20 protein-coding genes and 1 pseudogene are annotated in these 17,549 nt (G+C 62.8%); 15 read left to right on the top strand and 6 right to left on the bottom strand.

All coding sequences use genetic code 11. The features are described from left to right. Positions 1–2: 2 nt before the first annotated feature. Positions 3–308: a hypothetical protein gene (locus BN1241_RS05620; RefSeq protein ID WP_054952714.1), complete on the top strand. Its 306-nt coding sequence runs from the start codon at positions 3–5 to the stop codon at positions 306–308. 164 nt (positions 309–472) lie between these two features. Here BN1241_RS05620 and BN1241_RS05625 read toward each other — a convergent pair whose 3' ends face one another. After that, positions 473–1,240, bottom strand: a complete 768-nt coding sequence (locus BN1241_RS05625; RefSeq protein ID WP_054952715.1) for a serine hydrolase domain-containing protein — start codon at positions 1,238–1,240, stop codon at positions 473–475. Positions 1,241–1,256: 16 nt separating this feature from the next. Between BN1241_RS05625 and BN1241_RS05630 the strand changes: the two genes are divergently transcribed. The 5 genes and pseudogenes from BN1241_RS05630 (at position 1,257) to BN1241_RS05650 (ending at position 4,211) form a co-directional block, all read left to right on the top strand. Beyond that, positions 1,257–2,018, top strand: a complete 762-nt coding sequence (locus BN1241_RS05630; protein WP_054952716.1) for an HAD-IIA family hydrolase — start codon at positions 1,257–1,259, stop codon at positions 2,016–2,018. Between the two features lie 123 nt (positions 2,019–2,141). Further along, a complete protein-coding gene (locus tag BN1241_RS05635) occupies positions 2,142–2,588 on the top strand; it encodes an ASCH domain-containing protein (RefSeq protein ID WP_054953815.1) in 447 nt (148 codons plus the stop codon). 152 nt (positions 2,589–2,740) lie between these two features. Further along, complete coding sequence (locus BN1241_RS05640; RefSeq protein WP_054952717.1) at positions 2,741–3,463, top strand: AzlC family ABC transporter permease; 723 nt, start codon at positions 2,741–2,743, stop codon at positions 3,461–3,463. Beyond that, positions 3,453–3,782: a branched-chain amino acid transporter permease gene (locus tag BN1241_RS05645; RefSeq protein WP_054952718.1), complete on the top strand. Its 330-nt coding sequence runs from the start codon at positions 3,453–3,455 to the stop codon at positions 3,780–3,782. The genes BN1241_RS05640 and BN1241_RS05645 overlap by 11 nt, the downstream gene beginning before the upstream one ends. Before the next feature lie 87 nt (positions 3,783–3,869). Next, a pseudogene (locus BN1241_RS05650) lies at positions 3,870–4,211 on the top strand (YnfA family protein). Between the two features lie 123 nt (positions 4,212–4,334). Here the strand turns inward: BN1241_RS05650 and BN1241_RS05655 are convergent. From BN1241_RS05655 to BN1241_RS05665, 3 genes are all read right to left on the bottom strand, one after another. Further along, the gene (locus BN1241_RS05655) at positions 4,335–4,823 is read right to left on the bottom strand and encodes an RES family NAD+ phosphorylase (RefSeq protein ID WP_054952719.1); all 489 of its coding nucleotides are present in this window, start codon (positions 4,821–4,823) and stop codon (positions 4,335–4,337) included. Between the two features lie 112 nt (positions 4,824–4,935). Beyond that, complete coding sequence (gene relB / locus BN1241_RS05660) at positions 4,936–5,160, bottom strand: type II toxin-antitoxin system RelB family antitoxin (protein WP_054952720.1); 225 nt, start codon at positions 5,158–5,160, stop codon at positions 4,936–4,938. 236 nt (positions 5,161–5,396) lie between these two features. Continuing rightward, a complete protein-coding gene (locus tag BN1241_RS05665; protein ID WP_147599450.1) occupies positions 5,397–6,173 on the bottom strand; it encodes an LLM class flavin-dependent oxidoreductase in 777 nt (258 codons plus the stop codon). 38 nt (positions 6,174–6,211) lie between these two features. Here BN1241_RS05665 and BN1241_RS05670 point away from each other — a divergent pair, with 38 nt between their 5' ends. The 6 genes from BN1241_RS05670 to BN1241_RS12265 all read left to right on the top strand — a co-directional run bounded on the left by BN1241_RS05670 (position 6,212) and on the right by BN1241_RS12265 (position 12,138). Then, complete coding sequence (locus BN1241_RS05670) at positions 6,212–7,648, top strand: recombinase family protein (protein WP_054952721.1); 1,437 nt, start codon at positions 6,212–6,214, stop codon at positions 7,646–7,648. A 412-nt stretch (positions 7,649–8,060) separates the two neighbouring features. Next, positions 8,061–8,309, top strand: a complete 249-nt coding sequence (locus BN1241_RS05680; protein ID WP_007321353.1) for a hypothetical protein — start codon at positions 8,061–8,063, stop codon at positions 8,307–8,309. A 351-nt stretch (positions 8,310–8,660) separates the two neighbouring features. Continuing rightward, on the top strand, positions 8,661–10,073 hold the full coding sequence (locus BN1241_RS05685) for a Rep family protein (RefSeq protein WP_230198269.1): 1,413 nt from the start codon (positions 8,661–8,663) through the stop codon (positions 10,071–10,073). Continuing rightward, entirely contained in the window at positions 10,070–10,390 is a 321-nt protein-coding gene (locus BN1241_RS05690; protein ID WP_230198270.1) for a hypothetical protein, read from the top strand. The genes BN1241_RS05685 and BN1241_RS05690 overlap by 4 nt, the downstream gene beginning before the upstream one ends. Before the next feature lie 67 nt (positions 10,391–10,457). Beyond that, a complete protein-coding gene (locus tag BN1241_RS12260) occupies positions 10,458–11,648 on the top strand; it encodes a relaxase/mobilization nuclease domain-containing protein (RefSeq protein WP_077138296.1) in 1,191 nt (396 codons plus the stop codon). Beyond that, positions 11,626–12,138, top strand: coding sequence for a hypothetical protein (locus tag BN1241_RS12265; RefSeq protein WP_230198271.1), 513 nt, complete (start codon positions 11,626–11,628; stop codon positions 12,136–12,138). Before BN1241_RS12260 ends, BN1241_RS12265 begins: the two co-directional genes overlap by 23 nt. Positions 12,139–12,507: 369 nt before the next feature. On the opposite strand, the gene BN1241_RS13660 is transcribed toward BN1241_RS12265, so the two are convergent. After that, positions 12,508–12,933 (bottom strand): hypothetical protein, encoded by a 426-nt coding sequence (locus BN1241_RS13660; RefSeq protein WP_452124447.1) that lies wholly within the window; start codon positions 12,931–12,933, stop codon positions 12,508–12,510. On the opposite strand from BN1241_RS13660, the gene BN1241_RS05705 reads away from it, so the two are divergent. Continuing rightward, entirely contained in the window at positions 12,829–13,170 is a 342-nt protein-coding gene (locus BN1241_RS05705) for a heavy metal-responsive transcriptional regulator (protein WP_452124448.1), read from the top strand. The genes BN1241_RS13660 and BN1241_RS05705 overlap by 105 nt on opposite strands. A 42-nt stretch (positions 13,171–13,212) precedes the next feature. On the opposite strand, the gene BN1241_RS12555 is transcribed toward BN1241_RS05705, so the two are convergent. Further along, positions 13,213–13,494, bottom strand: coding sequence for an LLM class flavin-dependent oxidoreductase (locus tag BN1241_RS12555; RefSeq protein ID WP_230198272.1), 282 nt, complete (start codon positions 13,492–13,494; stop codon positions 13,213–13,215). 479 nt (positions 13,495–13,973) lie between these two features. Here BN1241_RS12555 and BN1241_RS05715 point away from each other — a divergent pair, with 479 nt between their 5' ends. Both BN1241_RS05715 and metE read left to right on the top strand, forming a co-directional pair. Beyond that, positions 13,974–14,993, top strand: coding sequence for a methylenetetrahydrofolate reductase (locus BN1241_RS05715; protein ID WP_054952725.1), 1,020 nt, complete (start codon positions 13,974–13,976; stop codon positions 14,991–14,993). A gap of 122 nt (positions 14,994–15,115) precedes the next feature. Further along, the gene (gene metE, locus BN1241_RS05720; protein WP_054952726.1) at positions 15,116–17,443 is read left to right on the top strand and encodes a 5-methyltetrahydropteroyltriglutamate--homocysteine S-methyltransferase; all 2,328 of its coding nucleotides are present in this window, start codon (positions 15,116–15,118) and stop codon (positions 17,441–17,443) included. The last annotated feature ends 106 nt before the right edge of the window (positions 17,444–17,549 follow it).

The raw sequence follows: 17,549 nt of genomic DNA on the forward strand, positions 1-17,549 counted from the left end.
CCATGAGCTACGCACCCCAGCAGCAGGGCTACCCCAACGGGCAGGGCCCGGTACACAATCCGTTCCAGCCCTACCCGGTCTATCAGCAACCGAACACGGCGGGACGTCTCATGGGGATTCTGTCCATCGTGTTCTTTTGGACCGGATCGATCGGGTGCGCGCTCGGTTTCGTTTCCATCTCCCAGGCCCGTCGCTCCGGAGCATCCGCCACCCTCGGCATCATCGGCTTTGTCCTCGGCCTTGCCGTCTTCATCGGCATCCTCGCCTACGTGTTCTTCGGGGTCCTGGACGTCTGGGAGATCCTCTAGCCTCAAGCAGTTAACTCAAGCAGTTAACTCAGGCAGCTAACTCAAGCAGTTGAACAAGAGAATCCCTGTCAACAAGGTGGAAACTCATTCACCACGTTGACAGGGATTCTTCACTTCAAGACGGGATATCAGCCCAGATCCGAAACGAAAGAGCGATTCGGTTTCTAGAAGTCTTCGCCCGCCCTCATCTTCCTCGTCAGTTCGGGCCATAGGTCGATGTGCTTCTGGCCGAAGTTCTCGTCCCCCAGGTACACCCCCGCCAAGTTTACGTCCGGATCCACCCACAGGAACGAACCCGACTGACCAAAGTGCCCGAAGGCGCGGGGCGAGAACGAGTCGGCCAGCCAATGCGGATCCTTGTCGGCACGGATCTCAAAACCAAGCCCCCATGCGTTGTTCTTCTGCCTGCCGTAGCCGGGTAGAACACCGGTCAGCTCACCGAAGCTCGGCGTTGTTGCTTCATCGTAGAGTTCGCGGGATACGAGGGTGGGGGCGAGCAGTTCTCGGCTGAAGGCAGCAAGGTCCTCCGCATTGCCTTCGCCCGAGTGGGCGGGCGATCCTTCGATAAGGATCGATGACAGGCCGAGCGGTTCGAGAACAGTTTCTTCAATCCATTCCTGGAAGCTTGTTCCCACCCGGTCGGCAACGTAGTCACCAAGGATGTCGATGCCTCGGTTGGAGTAGATTCTGCGGGCACCCGGCTTCCCGAGAGTCGCCCCTTCATCCATCGGCAGTCCAGATGCATGACCGAGGAGGTGACGAACCGTTGCTGGTCCCGCCTCATCGTCCAAGGTCAGGAGGTGTCGGTCGACGGCAATGAGGGTGGCGTATGACGCAAAGAGTTTCGTCACGGAAGCAAATGGGAAAATTTGCTCGATATCGCCACTGGTTTTAAGCACTTTGTCGTTTGAGCTTAGAATTACTGCGTCCACGTGCTAAGTGTAGGACATGAGCTCTTGGCTAATTGATATGGATGGGGTCCTCGTGCATGAGGGCCTGGCACTGAACGGCGCTAGGGAATTCTTGGATCTCTTGGATGAAAAGGGAATTCCTCACCTGATCCTGACGAACAACTCGATCTTCACGCCGCGCGACCTAGCGGCTCGACTCTCCACCTCCGGCATCGAGGTTGATGAGTCCCGCATCTGGACCTCAGCTCTCGCAACTGCACGTTTTCTCGCGACTCAGTCCGAGTCACGCCGTGCCTACGTTGTTGGCGAGGCAGGTCTAACGACTGCGCTCTACGAAGAAAACTTCATCATGACTACCGCCAACCCTGACTTTGTCATCCTTGGCGAGACCCGCACCTACTCTTTCGAAGCGATCACGACCGCTATTCGTCTCATTCAGAACGGCGCACGCTTCATCGCAACAAACCCGGATGCGACCGGCCCGTCGGCCGAGGGTGATCTGCCCGCAACCGGCGCTGTCGCTGCCCTCATCGAGAAGGCAACCGGCCGTAAGCCCTTCTTCCTCGGCAAGCCGAACCCGATCATGCTCCGCCACGGACTCAACCGTATCGGTGCGCACTCGGAAGACACGTCGATTGTTGGTGACCGCATGGATACCGACATTCTTGCCGGTATCGAAACCGGTCTCACCACGCACCTGGTGCTCACCGGTTCCACGAAGCGTGAGGACATCGTCAAGCACCCCTTCCGCCCCGATCACGTCCACAAGTCAATTGCGGACGTCATCGAATTCGTCTAGTCACGTCATTCCCGCATAAGGAAAGACAAAAAGACTGGATCAATGAGCGCCGCAAGGCGCTCATTTCCTTATCCCCGTCTCACTATCCACCTCATCACCACCCCTATCCCCTACACTTCTTTCGTGACCACCATTTCTCAGTTCTGGGCTGACGTGCGCCAAGCGTTGCCTCACCTCCAGGAACCACTCCCGGCCGCCTGGGCATTCGGTGCCAGAGCCGAGCACGCCGATGAGTTACTAGCTTTGGTTCTGTCCGGAACGAAGACGGGAACAGCATCCTTGCTGGCCGACTTCACCGACGAGGAGCCGGTCCCCACCGTTGGTGAGCTCAGCATTATTCTCGACGGTCAGGGCAATCCTCGCGCAGTTCTTGAGACCACCGATATCGCCATCGTTCCTTTTCAGGATGTCACGGCCGAGCACGCCTGGTCGGAGGGTGAAAGCAACCGAAGCCTCGATGCATGGCGGGAGATTCACAAGAGGTTTTGGGAAGAACATTCTGATGCTGAGTTCTCTGAAACCTCACCGGTGGTCTGCGAGCGTTTCCGCGTCATCTACCCCCTCACCTAGGTGAACAGGGAGAGTATTTCAGCACCCTTCCTACCGCAGTCCGCTTCGCACGGCCCTGCTTGCCCTTGTTTTAACCTCGGCATCTCACACCCCGGCTCATGGGAGGAAGCTCATCCCACCCCTCCCGTTTCCATCGCTAGAATTGGCTGTTGATGACACACGGGATTGAGGCGAAGGGTGAGGTGACGGGACAATACTCCCGTCGGCACGAGGTCCTGACAGGTGTCCGACTCTCGTTTGCGGCCGGGCTCGGCATGTTCCCTCTCGGGATTGCTTTTGGTTTGCTCGTCATTCAAGCAGGACTGCCCTGGTGGATTGCTCCTGCTCTATCGATCTTTGGGTATGCCGGCTCTCTTGAACTGCTACTGGTCGGAATGATTGCCACCACCACCCCGATCGCCACCATTGCCGTCACGAGCCTGCTCGTAAACTTCCGTCACGTCTTCTACGCATTCTCCTTCCCACTCCGCGTGGTGAAGAACCCGCTTGCCAAGACGTACTCCATGTATTCGTTAACCGATGAGGCCTATGCTGTGACCGCGGCAAAGCCAGATGGTTGGTCATCGTGGCGCCTCATCTCCCTTCAAATGGCACTCCAGTCTTACTGGGTGCTGGGCGGACTATCGGGAGTACTCATTGGTTCGCTCCTACCCGAGCCGATTGAGGGCCTGGACTTTGCGCTGTGCGCCCTCTTCATCACCCTCGCCCTGGACGCCGCGAAGACCAAGAAGGAAATCCCCTCGGTTCTTCTCGCGGCAGCAAGCTACGCCTTCGCAATCATTGCTCTCCCCGAACAGGCACTGTTCAGCGGGATGCTGATCTTCGTTGTCGTACTCCTCGTGCGGTACGCGTGGAGGAGGTACCGTGCATCTTGATGCTGGCTACCTAGCCGCGGTTTTCGCCACGATCTTCGTCATTAACTTCACGCTCCGGGCCCTTCCCTTCGCGGTTCTCAAGCCCCTGCGGGAATCCGAGGCGGTGACGGTCTTGGCGGGGTGGATGCCGGCCGGGATTCTGACGATCCTTGCCGCCTCAACCTTCTTGTCCTCAGCAGAAGTCGACGGTCACCGGCTCCTGCACGCGGGCATCGCCACCGTCGCCACCATCGCTACCCACCTTGCCGGGGGAAGGCGCACACTCCTCAGCGTGGGTGCGGGCACTCTCACCTACGTCCTACTCGTCAATTTCCTCTAGACCAACTTCTTCCAGCCATCAGGTGGTAACCACGAGTCTGGGTTAATCCAAACCGGGGAATAATCGGGACTGTGGGAGACTGACGGCATGGATGCTGTTCGTTCAATCATTCTCTTCATTGCCGCCGCCGTTGCCGAGATCGGTGGTGCCTGGCTCGTGTGGCAGGGGGTCCGCGAACACAGGGGCTAGCTCTGGATCGGTGCAGGAGTCATCGCTCTCGGCATCTACGGATTCGTTGCCACGCTTCAACCCGATGCGAACTTTGGCAGGATCCTCGCTGCCTACGGTGGTGTGTTTGTTGCTGGATCGTTGGCGTGGGGCATGGTCGTGGACGGTTTCAAACCCGACCGGTACGACGTCATCGGCGCCCTCATCTGCCTCCTCGGAGTCGCAATCATCATGTACGCACCCCGCGAGGTCACCTCCTAGAGATCCTGGCCAGCCGCGCTAACAGTGCTCTCACAGCCGTCAGGACAACGAGCAACTCCCCTGGACGGCTGAGCTGGATGAGAACAGTTTCGTAGCCCAACGCTAGTACGCGACGACCATTTCCTAAGTTGCTATGCGTACCGTTGGAGCGTCGGTCTCATTCCAGCGGAATAGCACGAGGTGCCGGAGGCCTGGGTTCTTGCGCGAGGGATCGATGAGCCCGTTCGCACCAGCTTCGAGGAGACGGTCCCGCACCGACCAGGACGATGGCGTCCCTCCTGTGGCGACGATCTCCTGCCAGGGTGCGATGGCATGAGCAAGGTCGATACCAAGTGCGTTCACGGCATCCGCATCCCGCAGGTCAACGATGCGAGAGAGCTCGACATCAATCTCGATAATTTCCAGTGCTTCTGACCGAGCATCCTTGTGCGCGACCATCGCGGCCTCGACTCCCTCAACCGATGAGCTCGGATAGAGCGTCGGCTCGTGCGCCCTAGAGTATCGGCCAGCTGATCGTGATCCCGCGAGCGCAAACTCACGAAATTGTGGATTAATCGCCCCATAGAACGTGCCTCGCACGGTGGGCGCAAATATTCCGTCGATCTTTGTCATAGCCCCAACATCTGCCAGGTTTCCTTCGCAGCACCTTGCGGTGCACGGCGAGTACCGGGTCCGAGCTGCATAGCTACGTGCCTACTCGCCTCAAATAGAGCATTCGATTGGACTACAGGTATTTTGCCGCGATCTCGGTTGCGGTCAATGTCTGCGGGTTGTCGTCCAACTCGCGCCTCGCGTCCTCCCACACGGCAGCATCAAGCTCGCCTTCCACGTGTGAGAGCGCAGCGATCCGTACGAATTCCGACATGCTCATGCCACACATCTTTGCATGGTCCGCAAGTAGCCGTTTCTCGGACTCTGTCAGACGTAGTTTCACCGTCGTTGTCGCCATAACATCCTCCTGTGTCTCTAACCTACACGCATGTCTGAGGCCTTCATGGGTGCAGATGGGACGTTCTCCGAGTCGGACCGGATTCAGGCTCGCCACTCCACACATAGAAGGGTAGCGAATCTGAGTATTTGTGGATCCTCGTCCGCAACGAACTGCCACGAGTGTGCTGGCCTGTCGGTTCTTGGTAAGACGCCTGATCGTCAATCGTGGCAGTTCATCGCGGGCAACCTATCTCATCAACGCCATCCCAGTGCCGGAGCAACGTGGGTGAGGATGTCTTCGAGGATTTGGGTGTTGTAGTCGACTCCAAGCTGGCTCGGGACTGTCAGGAGCAGTGTGTCAGCCGCTTCGATGGCCTCATCCTCGCGGAGCTGTTCAACGAGGGCTTCGGGTTCGTCAGCATAGGACCTGCCAAAGACCGAGCGGGTCTGGTCAATCATGCCGAACTGATCGCTTCGGTCCGATCCTCCCATGAAGTATTGGCGGTCCTCATCAGTGGTGATGGGAATGATCGAGCGGGAGACGGATACTCGGGGCTCGAAGCCGTGGTCGTGCTTGGCCCACTCATCCCTAAACGCCTCGATCTGCTTGCGTTGCTGTACGTGGAAGGGTTCTCCGGACTCGTCGGTCTTGAGTGTGGAGGACATGAGGTGCATGCCTTCCTGCGCCGACCACCTGGCTGTGACGTCGGATGCTGCACCCCACCAGATCCGTTGCCGGAGTCCCTTCGAATAGGGTTCGATGCGTAGCATGCCGGGAGGGTTGGGGAACATGGGCCGGGGATTAGGTTCTGCAAACTTCAGTCCGTCAATCACCTGGAGGGCAACTGCCGTGTGGCGGCGTGCCATATCGGCCTCTGTTTCACCCTCGGTGGGCTGGAAACCAAAGTACCGCCAACCATCAACCACCTGTTCGGGTGAACCACGGGAGATTCCCAGCTGGAGTCTGCCGCCAGCGATCAGGTCAGCCGCCCCCGCATCCTCCGCAAACTGCAGCGGATTCGAGTAGCGCATATCGGGGTTGCAACACTGGTCCACGTAAGCTTGGTTGCATGGTCGAACTGGTAGCGCTGAGGAAGACGAACGAGGTGGCGGCCTACGTCCGCGCCTCCATGGACCGCAAGGGCGACCGCTGGACGGTCGATACCCAACTGAGGAAGATCAGGGCACTGGCCGAGGCCAAGGACTGGAACGTGGTCGAGGTCTACGAGGACAACGCGGTGTCGGCGACGAGGAAGCGTCGAGCTGGTACCCGCTGGGCCGAGATGCTGGACGACGCCCGAGCAGGTCGGTTCTCGATGGTCGTCGCCGTGGACATGGACCGACTGCTGCGGAGCACGAAGGACCTCAACACGCTGATCGACCTCGGCCTGCGCGTCGTCACAGTGGACGGCGAGATCGATCTCTCGACAGCGGATGGAGAGTTCCGGGCGACGATGCTCGCAGCACTCGCCCGGTTCGAGGCACGGCGGAAGGCGGAGCGGCAGATCAGGTCGAACGAGCGCCGACGTGCCGAGGGCATACCTGCGTCCACCTGGAAGGCGTTCGGCTGGACGCGGGAGGGCGAAGTGATCGAGGAGGAGGCCGCCGCCGTCCGGCGGGCCTTCGACGCGTTCCTCGGCGAGCCATCGCTGTCGATCCGGCGCATCCGTGAGGACCTGAACAACGCCGGTCATCTCACCGCGCGCGGGTCCGAGTTCTCCGTCGATGCCGTGCGGTACCTCCTGGCGAACTCGCTCTACGCTGGCTTCATCCGCCACTACAAGACCGGCGAGCTGTACCCTGTGCAGGGCGAGGCGTTCCCGCCCATCGTCGGCGAGCAGACGTGGCGGGCCGCGGTGGCGAAGCTGGAGGACAACGTGCGGAGGTCGGCGAGGCAGGGCAATCAGCCGAAGTACCTCCTGTCCACGATCGGCCTCTGTGGGAAGTGCGGCGCGACGCTCGTCTCGGGGACGAACAGCCGCAAGCAGCCGACGTACCGCTGTGGCGAGCAGTTCCACCTCACCCGCCAGCGCGAGCCCGTCGATGCGATGGTCAACGAGGCGGTGCTCACGCGCCTGTCGTCCGTGGACGTGCACGACCTCGTGATGCCGCAGGAAGCCGCCGGGCCGGATCGCGAGGAACTGCTGACCGAACGGAACGCCCTGGTAGAGCGGGTGAAGGAGCTGAGCCCGCTGCTGCGCGACATCCATCAGCCGGTCCTGGAGATCACGGCGGCGATCAACGACGTGAAGGCTCGCATCGACGAGATCGACGCGGAGCTGCTCGACCGCTCGGTGTCGGTGGCGGCGAAGCTGCTGGCGGAGGTGGATGAGCCGGTCGGCACCACGGAGCGCCGCGAGGTTGTCGAGTCGAAGTGGAAGGCGTTGGACATGGACCGTCGCCGGATGCTCGTGGACGAGCTGGTGACCGTGACCATCGAGCCCATCATGCCGGGTCACGTGAAGTTCGACCCCGATCTCGTGCGGATCGAGCCGAGACGCGACTGACTCATGACTCGACTCGTCATTGCACTGGTGAGTCGAGTCATGGGAGAATGGTTGCAGACAAGAAGATCCCACCGGGGCCGCGACTTAGAAGCGCGGGGTTCTGCTCCCGGATGAGTAGCCGGTCAAACAGCCCAATTACCGTGGCGGGGAACCGGAAGATACTCATGTCTGAGGACTTCCGATGTCTGTCGTTATCGACGTTCCCCGCGCATCCGCGCTCGTCCGCCCTGGCCTCGATCGGGGTTCCACTCCTTCTCCGCAGGCAGACGGCCACGATCCCGTCATCGCCGCCGCCCGCGCCGCTGGCCGCCGAGCCGGTGAGCGCCTGGCACTCACTCCGCTGACCCCGACTCACTCCGCTGACCCCGCGCCAGCGCGCCGCCGTTGCCTCTGTGATGGGCGGTGGTCGCTGATGAGCGCGAACTCCGCCGCCTTCGATCACTTGACCGGCTTCCGCTGGCGTCAGGGCGACCCGTCCCTCGCCGACGCCGAGGCCCAGCTTTACGACCTCGGCGTGCTCCGCTCTGTGCTGGAGGAGGCCGTCGAGATCGCCGTCGCCGACGCCCGAGCCGATGGGGTGACCTGGGCCAGGATCGGCGACGCCCTCGGCGTCACGCACCAGGCTGTCATCAAGCGCTACGGCCGGGGCGGTGGTCGCTGATGTACGCCGACGCACGCAACCTCAGCACCGCTTCCACCGACCTGACCCCGCCCGGAGGGCCTGGCCTAGCACCCGCCGAAGGCGGGCTGCCCGTCGTCGTGATGACTGCCCGTAGCCGTGCTTCGCACTCCAAGAGTTACGAGACCCTCATTCGTTCCTACGGGCGCGGCAAGGGCTTGTCGATTGCCGCGCCTTGCAACAACTTGCCTGGTCAGCGGACTGTTCCGCCCTCGCTCCGTCGCGTGGTCCCGCGGGATCATTTGGGGTCTCATTTGGGGGTCAATGGGGGGTCATTTAGGCGCCGCACTCCCTCTGAGGCCCGCCGCGCCGTCCGCGGCGGGGGTGGTCGCCGTGGCTAAGCAGGAAAACAACCCGACGAGCATCGGGCTCACGCAGTACCTCGATCCGTCGTACTGGGCCTGGGCTGCCGAGGACCCGAACGGGGCCGCGCTGCTCCAGCAGGGTGCCGAGGCGATCCTCGCCTACGTGGTGCAGCGGCTCGAGGCCACCGGCTGCGAGGTCGTCGAGGCCTACGGCATCGTGCACGACAAGGACGAGCGCGAGGTCTGGAGCGACACGGAGAAGGCCCTGGTGGTCGAACCGAAGCCCGAGCACCTGCACGCCGTGATCAAGTTCGCCAGCCGTGCGAAGAGTGCGCCGCTGGATCGGCTCGCGTTCGGCATCGGCGTCGAGCCCCAGTACGTCGAGAAGCCTGGCCGCGGGCGGTACGCCTTCGACAACATGCTGTCGTATCTGACGCACGTGAAGTACGCGGACAAGCACCAGTACGCGCCTTCGGAGGTCGCCACCGTGCGCGGGCCTGACTACCTCGGGATCGACGCCCAGCGCCGGGAGACGTGGCAGAAGGGCCGCGCCCACGTGAAGAAGAAGATCGTCGCCGAGAACTTCGAGGACATGCGGGAGCGCGTTCTCCAGGGTGAGATCACGCGGGATCAGATCATGCTCACGGACGAGCTGTTCGACATCTACTCACGGCATCAGCGGGAGATCGACGACGCGCTGTCGGCCTACGGCCAGCGTCGCGCATACCGGGCGGCGGCGAAGCTGCGCGCCGGTGAGTTCTCGACGCACGTCGTGTTCGTCCATGGGGATGCCGGGATCGGCAAGACCCGGTTCGCCACGGACTTCATTACCGAGGCGATCAACGCGGCGAACGCGCACGGCGAGCGGTGGCAGGTCTACCGGGCCGCGACGGGGAACCCGCTTGATGACTGGCGGGGCGAGGAGGTGCTGCTGCTGGACGATCTGCGGGCCTCGGCGATGGATGCGAACGACTGGCTGCTGCTGCTCGATCCGTACAACGCCTCGCCTGCGAAGGCCCGCTACAAGAACAAGGGCGAGGTGGCCCCGCGCCTCATCGTCATCACGGCGACGATCGAGCCCGTCGAGTTCTTCTACTACGCCCGCCAGATGGGCAACGTGGACGAGGCACTGGACCAGTTCATCCGCCGGCTGGCCTCGGTCGTGAAGGTCTATCGTGCCGACGACATCAATCGTTACCTCGTGCAGCACATCGGGAAGATCGAGCCCTACGAGTGGCACCAGTGCAGCGTTCCGGCCGCCGCGCACACGCCCGGCATGTACGGCAACGCGTACCACCAGAACGTCGGGTCGCGGGAACTGACCTACGGTCCGGAGACCTCGGCCGAACATGATGCGGATGGCGCGGTTGCTGAGCTGCTGGGTGGGCTCGCGGTGCGGAGCCCTGACGTGCCGCTGGCGCTGATCGGAGGTGCCGCATGAGCACCGAACGCGATGCGCTCTTCCAGGGGATCGAAGGGGGCGGAGCCCCCTCGCAAGCAGCCGGGGAGGACATGAGCGCCAGCGAAATGTCCGACACGGCTACTGCTTGCCATTCTGGCGTACAGGCGGAGCAGCAGGCCGACTCCCGGGTGAACACCGGTCGGGCTGATGCGGAGGCTGTGCGCCAGAGTCACGGCGGCGCGGAGCGTCGTCGTGGCAGCGGCGGGCGGCTCGATACGCGCTTCGATGACGCCACGCTCGGGGCGGTTCGCACTCGTGCGGAACGGCCCCGGGTGGGTCCGGGCTGTCTCTTTTAAACAACTGTTCCGCCCTCGCTCCGTCGCGGGGTCCCGCGGGGGCATTTTGGGGCTCATTTTGGGGGCCATGGGGGGGGATGGCCCCGGCGCGTTCTCGGCGCGCGCCCGCGCGCTCACCCAGAACACGAAGCGCGACGTCGAGGCGCTGCACTACAGGCAGTCGTTCAGCGACGAGGAGTTCGACCCGAAGAATCCGGAGGACGTGCAGCGGGTGAACGATCTGGGCTATCAACTCGCGAAGAAGATGCACCCAGATTCCGACTGCCTCGTGGTCAGTCATGTGGACGGACGCGGGAAGAAGCCGCACAACCACATCTTGGTCATCAACCACAGCAATCGGACGGGAAGAGCGCTCAGCGACTACCGCACGTTCCACGACCGCAAGGCCGGGAACCAGCGGGGCGTTCAGTCAGCGAACGACGAACTCATGCGCGAGCACGGTCTCTCGGTCGTGAAGCGTCTGGAGCACGCACCGAAGGACTGGGAGCTGCGCCGCGAGGACTTCGCCGAGGGCGGGCTCGACCGCGAGATGGGCGACCGGATGAGCGCCGCCCTGGCTGATCCCCGTGCGGTGGACAAGGCCGGTCTCGAAGCGGTGATCGAGGAGCAGAACCAGCAGCTCGGCGATGACGGGGAGCGGGTGCCGCGGATGCGCCTCCACACCGCCATCAGCAAGCGAGGGAAGAACGTCGGCAAGGAGACGTGGACGCTCTACATCGAGGACCGCCGCGGCGAGTCCGGGCGTGCCGAGCGACGCAAGCGCACGAGTGCGCTCTCGACAGATTTCACCCCGGAGGGCGCGCGGGCGTTCTTCGACTACCACCAGCAGCAGGAGGAGCAGGAACATGAGCGCAGCGCTCGACAGGCTGAAGCAGCAGAACGCGCAGAGCGGATCGCAGCAGCAGCTCGACAGTCCGGAGACGATGGAGGCGTTGACCTCGATCCTCGCCGCCGTCGAGGCGCAGAACGCGAGGCTCGACCGGCTGGCCGAGCAGCAGAAGAAGCTCGCGGGGTTCGTGAAGGTCATGGACGAGGAGACGACGAGGCGGCTGGAGCGGATCACGGCCCCGGCGTCAACCTCCTCGCCCTCCAGCGACGTGTCCGCGAGGATCGCGAGTATCGAGAGCAGGCAGAACGAGATCGCGAGCACGCTCGGCGAGTTCGCGCAGAGTCTCAACGGCGAGAGCTTAAACGCCGCGTCGCAGAGCTTGGTCGCGGAGGCGCAGAGGAACCACGTGGCTACGGCATCGGCGATTGAGGGGCTCAAGGCGCAGGCCGCGGCGAACCAGAAGCTCGTCAGACAGGTCGGCTGGGCGGTGCAGCGGATCGAGAAGCACACCGAGGAGCGGGTCCAGAAGGCCGTCGAGCAGGTCACCGGAGAGGCTTCGACCACGATGACCGCGAACCTCGACGCGTCGAACGAACGGGCCGAGCGGATCATCGCCGCCACCGCGAAGCTGGAGGCCCGGCAGCTGTGGTCGGCCGCCGCCGCGATGTGCCTCGCGCTCCTGCCGGTGGTGGTCGTCATCGCCGGGCTCTGGATGGGCATCGCCGGGCTCATCACCGGCGCTCAGTGGGCGCTGGACGTGGACGGTAGCGTGTGGCTCGGGATCGGGCGCTGGCTCGTGATCGCCGTGGGCCTCGCGGCGGCCGGCTACGGGGTCTTCGCGTCCGTCCGCTGGGTTGCTGGTCTCGTGGAGACCTGGAAGGGTCGCGGGATGCCGACGTGGCCGAGCTGGCGACGATGACTGGAGCCACTCGAACTACTGACCCCGGTCAGTAGTCGAACGATTGCCGCAGCCGCCGGTCGAGCGACGTCGGTGCCGCGGCAGTCGCCGGAGGACGATCGCCGCTGTGACGGCCACCCCGACTGCGATCCCGGCACCGATGAGCCAAGGGTTGCCGAGGAAACCTCCGATACCTGCAAGGGCTCCGCCCGCGGCGAGGAGAGGCAGGCCGCAGCAGATCAGCAGCGGAAGCGCGCAGCATGCCAACAGGAGCAAGCCCGTCCCAGCACCGACAAGCACGCCCGCGCGATGCGAGTCGTGGCCCTTATCGCCGCTCATCGTCTGTTCCTCTCCCAGCTGAGCGTTCCCCCCGATTGTCTGCGTGCGCGTTCACGCGCAGCACGACAGGAGCGACGGATCGGTGGTGAAGGCCTTGGCGGCGATCCGGATGCCCTCGGCCATGGTCAGGTAGGGGGCCCAGGCGTCGGCGACCTCGGCGACGGTCTTGCCGAGCACGTGGACCCCGGCGGCGGCGAGCTCGCCGGCGTCCTTGGCGACGGCGGTGATGCCGAGGATCTTCCCCGTGTCGGCGTCCACGACGATCTTGACGAAGCCGCGGGTGTCGCGGTTGACCAGGGCGCGGGGCACGTGGTGCAGGGGCAGGNGCGCATCGGGGAACTCGCCGAGCGGGCGGGAACGACGGCGAAGACGCTGCGGTTCTACGAGGAGCAGGGCCTGCTGCCGCCGGCCGAGCGCACGCCGTCCGGATACCGCGACTACGCGCCCGAGACGGCCGCCCGGATCGACTTCGTCCACCGCGGCCAGGCCGCGGGCCTCACCCTCGCCCAGATCCGCCAGATCCTCGACATCCGCGACGGCGGCGCTGCTCCCTGCGAGCACGTGCGCGACCTCCTCGACGCGCGCCTCGCCGAGATCGAGCAGCAGATCGCCCAGCTCACAGCGCTCCGAGACACCATCGCCGAGCTCAGGCACGACGCCGCGCAGCCCGACCCCGACTCGTGCAGCGCGGACCAGGTCTGCCGATACCTGTAAACGGCAGAGCCGTTCGCGCCAACGCCACAACCCCGACATGCGCTACCTCATGTCGATGACTCCGGTACCGATTTCAATCCGTTCCGTCTTGGCACCAATGGCGGCAAGGAGCGGGAAGGGAGAGCCGAGCTGCTGAGCGAAGTGGTGGACCCGGAAGTAGGCACCATCCGCCCCCAGTTCCTCTGCTGCGACAGCAAGGTCGATGGCTTGAAGGAGGGCATCGCCACCCGTGCGGGTGGCGGAGGACGGGTGGTTCATCCAATGCCCGAAAGACAAAAAACCAATCTTTTTCACCATACTGAAGCCAACGCTTACATCACCCACGCAATTCCCACCCGCACTTTTCCGCACAAAATCAGCATTTCCCCACTCCTCATTTCACAATCTAACTCTTCCGTATCACTATGTGGATCGAGTGCGTAACCGGGGCGGGATGGGTGAAGATAGTGGGCATGTTGATCCACTTCACACACATGACCCGCCCGACCGGGGATTTTCGTGCGCGAATGTGCAGCTAAACATTTTTCGCTAGTATCGCGGCTTCGGGCCCGTACTCAGCTCAGTTAAAAGCACCGCAACTTCCCCCGCACCCTATCCTCGTCGCCGAAGGTAGTACACCGGGACCGGCACTTTGTGGCCCATCACCGCGGCACAGATTCCTACCCGAATGCAGGACATCCCTGCCTCGACAGGTTGAATCACCACATCACTGATGAGTCAGATACGCGTGATCCGTGTACCCGGGTCACGAAGTCGGAGACTGTTGCGGCGCGTTAAAATACACGTCACCACCGAGGACCACTATGTTTTCGCACAATAATCCCCTCATTTCCTTTGAGCTCATGCCACCGCGGCGACCCGATCACGCACCCAAGTTCTGGGCTACGGTCGATCGACTCATGGCGTTCCGTCCCGACTTTGTCTCCGTGACCTACGGGGCGGGAGGTAAGGACTCGAGTACCTCATTCGATGTCATCACGAAGCTGGTGCGCCACACCCCGGTCCAGCCCATTGCCCACATCACCTGCGTCGGTACCTCCCGCGACCTGATCGCCGAGACTCTCACCAACTATCTGAATGCTGGGGTGAGAACCTTCCTTGCTCTGCGTGGGGATCCTCCGGTTGATGAGCCCGACTGGACCCCCTCCCCCGACAGCCTCCAGTCAGCAGTCGAGCTTGTCACCGCCATTCGCCAACTCGAAGCCGAGGCCTGCCAAAACTCTCCCGGAGCTGCACTCCGCAATGCTTTCAAGCCGCTGACGATCGCGGTCGCAACCTTTGCAAACGGCAATCCCGCGGCAGGTACATCCGTTGATGATGAGGTGAACAGGCTCCTCGTCAAGCAGGCAGCGGGCGCGAGCTTCGCGATTACGCAGATGCTGTGGGAGGCCGAGCCCTACGCAACTTTCGTTGAAAAAGCTCGCCGCGCAGGAGTCCACATCCCAATCCTCCCCGGCCTCATTCCGCCCGTGGAGTCGCGTAGGCTCCGGCGTTCCGCGGAGCTGTCCGGGATCGAGGCTCCCCACCACCTTCTTGAGGCGCTTGAGCAGGCTGAGCTTGAGAATCCCGATGTTGAGCTGATCGAATCACCTGCCTATTGGATCGGCATCGAGTACGGAAGCAATCTGGCACGCGAGGTACTGGAAGCGGGTGCTCCCGGGCTCCACCTTTACACGTTCAATCGCGCCGAGCCTTCGCTCTCGCTTCTCCATGCTCTGGGGCTCGACAAGAACCCCACCCCGGGAACGCTGTCGGCGCCTTCCGCCGCATCACCGTCGAGCACTCCCCTCTCCCTTCTTCACCAGTCCGGAAGGCCCGCCTAGCCCAACCACCCCCGAGCCTCCCGCTCAACCACATCTATCCAAAAGCACGAATGAACTCGTTCAAATAATTCGTTTAACCGGCGCTCAGCGCCCCCAACCATTGACACGAAAAGGAAGTAACCATGACTTTGACATCGACGATCCTCGGATATCCCCGCGTGGGCCGCAAGCGTGAGCTCAAGAAAGCTCTCGAAGGCTACTGGGCCGGCAAACTCACCGAAACAGAACTGCGGGAGGCTGAGGATCAGCTCCGAAAGGATAACCTTGCTCGCCTCACGAGCCTGGGCCTGGGTTCATCCCTGCCCGAAAACTCATCCTTCTACGACCAGGTCCTCGATATCACCTATCTGCTCGGCGCCAGCCCCGAACGGTTCCGGGGCAAGACCGGCCTCGACCTGTACTTCTCTCTCGCACGCGGTGACGACCGTGGTGCACCGCAGGAAATGACCAAGTGGTTCGATACCAACTACCACTACCTGGTTCCCGAAATCGGTCCCACCACCCCGATCAGCTTCACCAACCGCGAGATCATTGACCGGTTCACAAAAGCTCTCTCGTGGGGCTACGAAACTCGCCCGGTACTCGTTGGTCCCGTCACCTACCTGGCCCTCGCCAAGGGCGATGTCGATGGCTATAGCCCGCTGGATCGCTTGGGCGATGTTGAGGCTACCTACGCAGAACTACTTACTGCCCTCCGCGAGGCCGGCGCTACGTGGGTGCAGTTTGATGAGCCCGCTGTCGTTTCCGATAACCTCACCGCAAGCCGCGAGGAACTCACCTCCCTGGTTGAGCAGGTGTGGTCCCGCCTCGCCAAGATCTCAGATCGCCCCAGCATTCTCCTGACCGCACCCTACGGGGACTCGGCACGTGCCTTCCCCGCTCTCGTGCGCACCGGTGTGGAAGCAATCGGAGTTGATCTCGACCGCGGCACGCTCCCCACCGAGCAGCAGCTTGCCGAGCATGGCATCGCCCCCTCCGATCTCGAGGACAGGATCCTCGTGGCAGGAGTGGTTGATGGGAGGAATATTTGGCGCACCGATCTCGAGAAGGCCAAGGACGCCCTCGAGCGGGCGCGGGCTCTTGGAGCACAGGTCATTGTCGGCACGTCCACCTCACTCCAGCACGTCCCCCACGACACCGCGCTCGAGACGTGGGACGATCCCGAACTCAACAAGAATCTTCACGACTGGCTGGCCTTCGCCGACCAGAAGGTCAAGGAAGTCATCACCCTCGATCGGGGCCTCACTGCCGGCTGGGATTCAATCGAAAAGGAGCTTGCCGACAGCACCCGGGTCGCACAGGAACGCGCACGGGCCACCGGCGTATCCGTGCCCGCGGTCCGCGAGCGCGTCTCTGCCCTGACGGAAGCTGACCGCAATCGCGGGGACTACACGGAGCGTGAGGGAAGCCAGGAAGCCCGGCTCAACCTGCCGCCGCTTCCCACGACGACGATCGGCTCCTTCCCGCAGACTCCCGAGATTCGGCGTGCTCGCGCCGACCTCGTGGCGGGCAGGATTACCGAGGGTGAGTATGAGGGGTTGATGAAGGAGGAGATCGAGCGGGTCATTCGCCTGCAAGAATCCCTCGACATTGACGTTCTCGTCCACGGTGAACCGGAACGCAATGACATGGTCCAGTACTTTGCCGAGCTTCTCGATGGTTTCGCGGTCACGAAACACGGCTGGGTGCAGTCCTACGGATCCCGGTGCACCCGCCCCTCGATCCTGTGGGGTGACGTGGCCAAGAACGGTGACATTTCCGTTCCCTGGTGGCAGCACGCCCAGTCCCTCACGAATCGTCCCGTCAAGGGCATGCTGACCGGGCCGGTCACGATCATTGCCTGGTCGTTTGTTCGTAAGGACATCCCGGTCTCCCAGGTAGCTGACCAGATTGCGCTGGCACTTCGCGATGAGGTTCGCGATCTAGAGGAGTCCGGCGCCGCCATTATCCAGGTCGATGAGCCTGCCTTGCGCGAGCTCCTCCCTCTCGATTCGGAGCGCCACGAGGACTATCTCGCGTGGTCGGTTGGCTCCTTCCGTGCAGCCACGGCAGGTGTCCGTCCCGACACCCAGATCCACACCCACCTGTGCTATTCCGAATTCGGGCACATCATTGACGCCATTGCGGCACTCGATGCCGATGTCACATCGATTGAGGCGGCGAGGAGCCGCATGGAGGTGTTGCCAGACCTCAAGGACCACGGTTTTTCGCACGGTGTGGGCCCCGGGGTGTGGGACATCCACTCGCCCCGCGTTCCTTCCACCGAGGAGATCACAAACCTCGTGGAACTCGCGGCCAATTCCGTGGATCCCCGGATCCTCTGGGTCAATCCCGACTGCGGGCTGAAGACCCGCGGCTACGACGAAACCATTGCCTCCCTGAAGAACCTGGTCTCAGCCACCAAGGAGGTCAGGCAGTCACTCGAGTTTTCCGAGCGGCCCAGCGCCTAGTTGTACTTTCCTGAGGGCGTGGGGCGTGACTGCAACTCTCACCCCACGCCCTCACATCCTCAATAAACAAGCAAACAATTCCGTCAACTCTTGGTTGACTGCATTC

This window comes from Flaviflexus massiliensis (assembly GCF_001375495.1).
In the GTDB taxonomy this organism is placed as follows: Bacteria; Actinomycetota; Actinomycetes; order Actinomycetales; family Actinomycetaceae; genus Flaviflexus; species Flaviflexus massiliensis.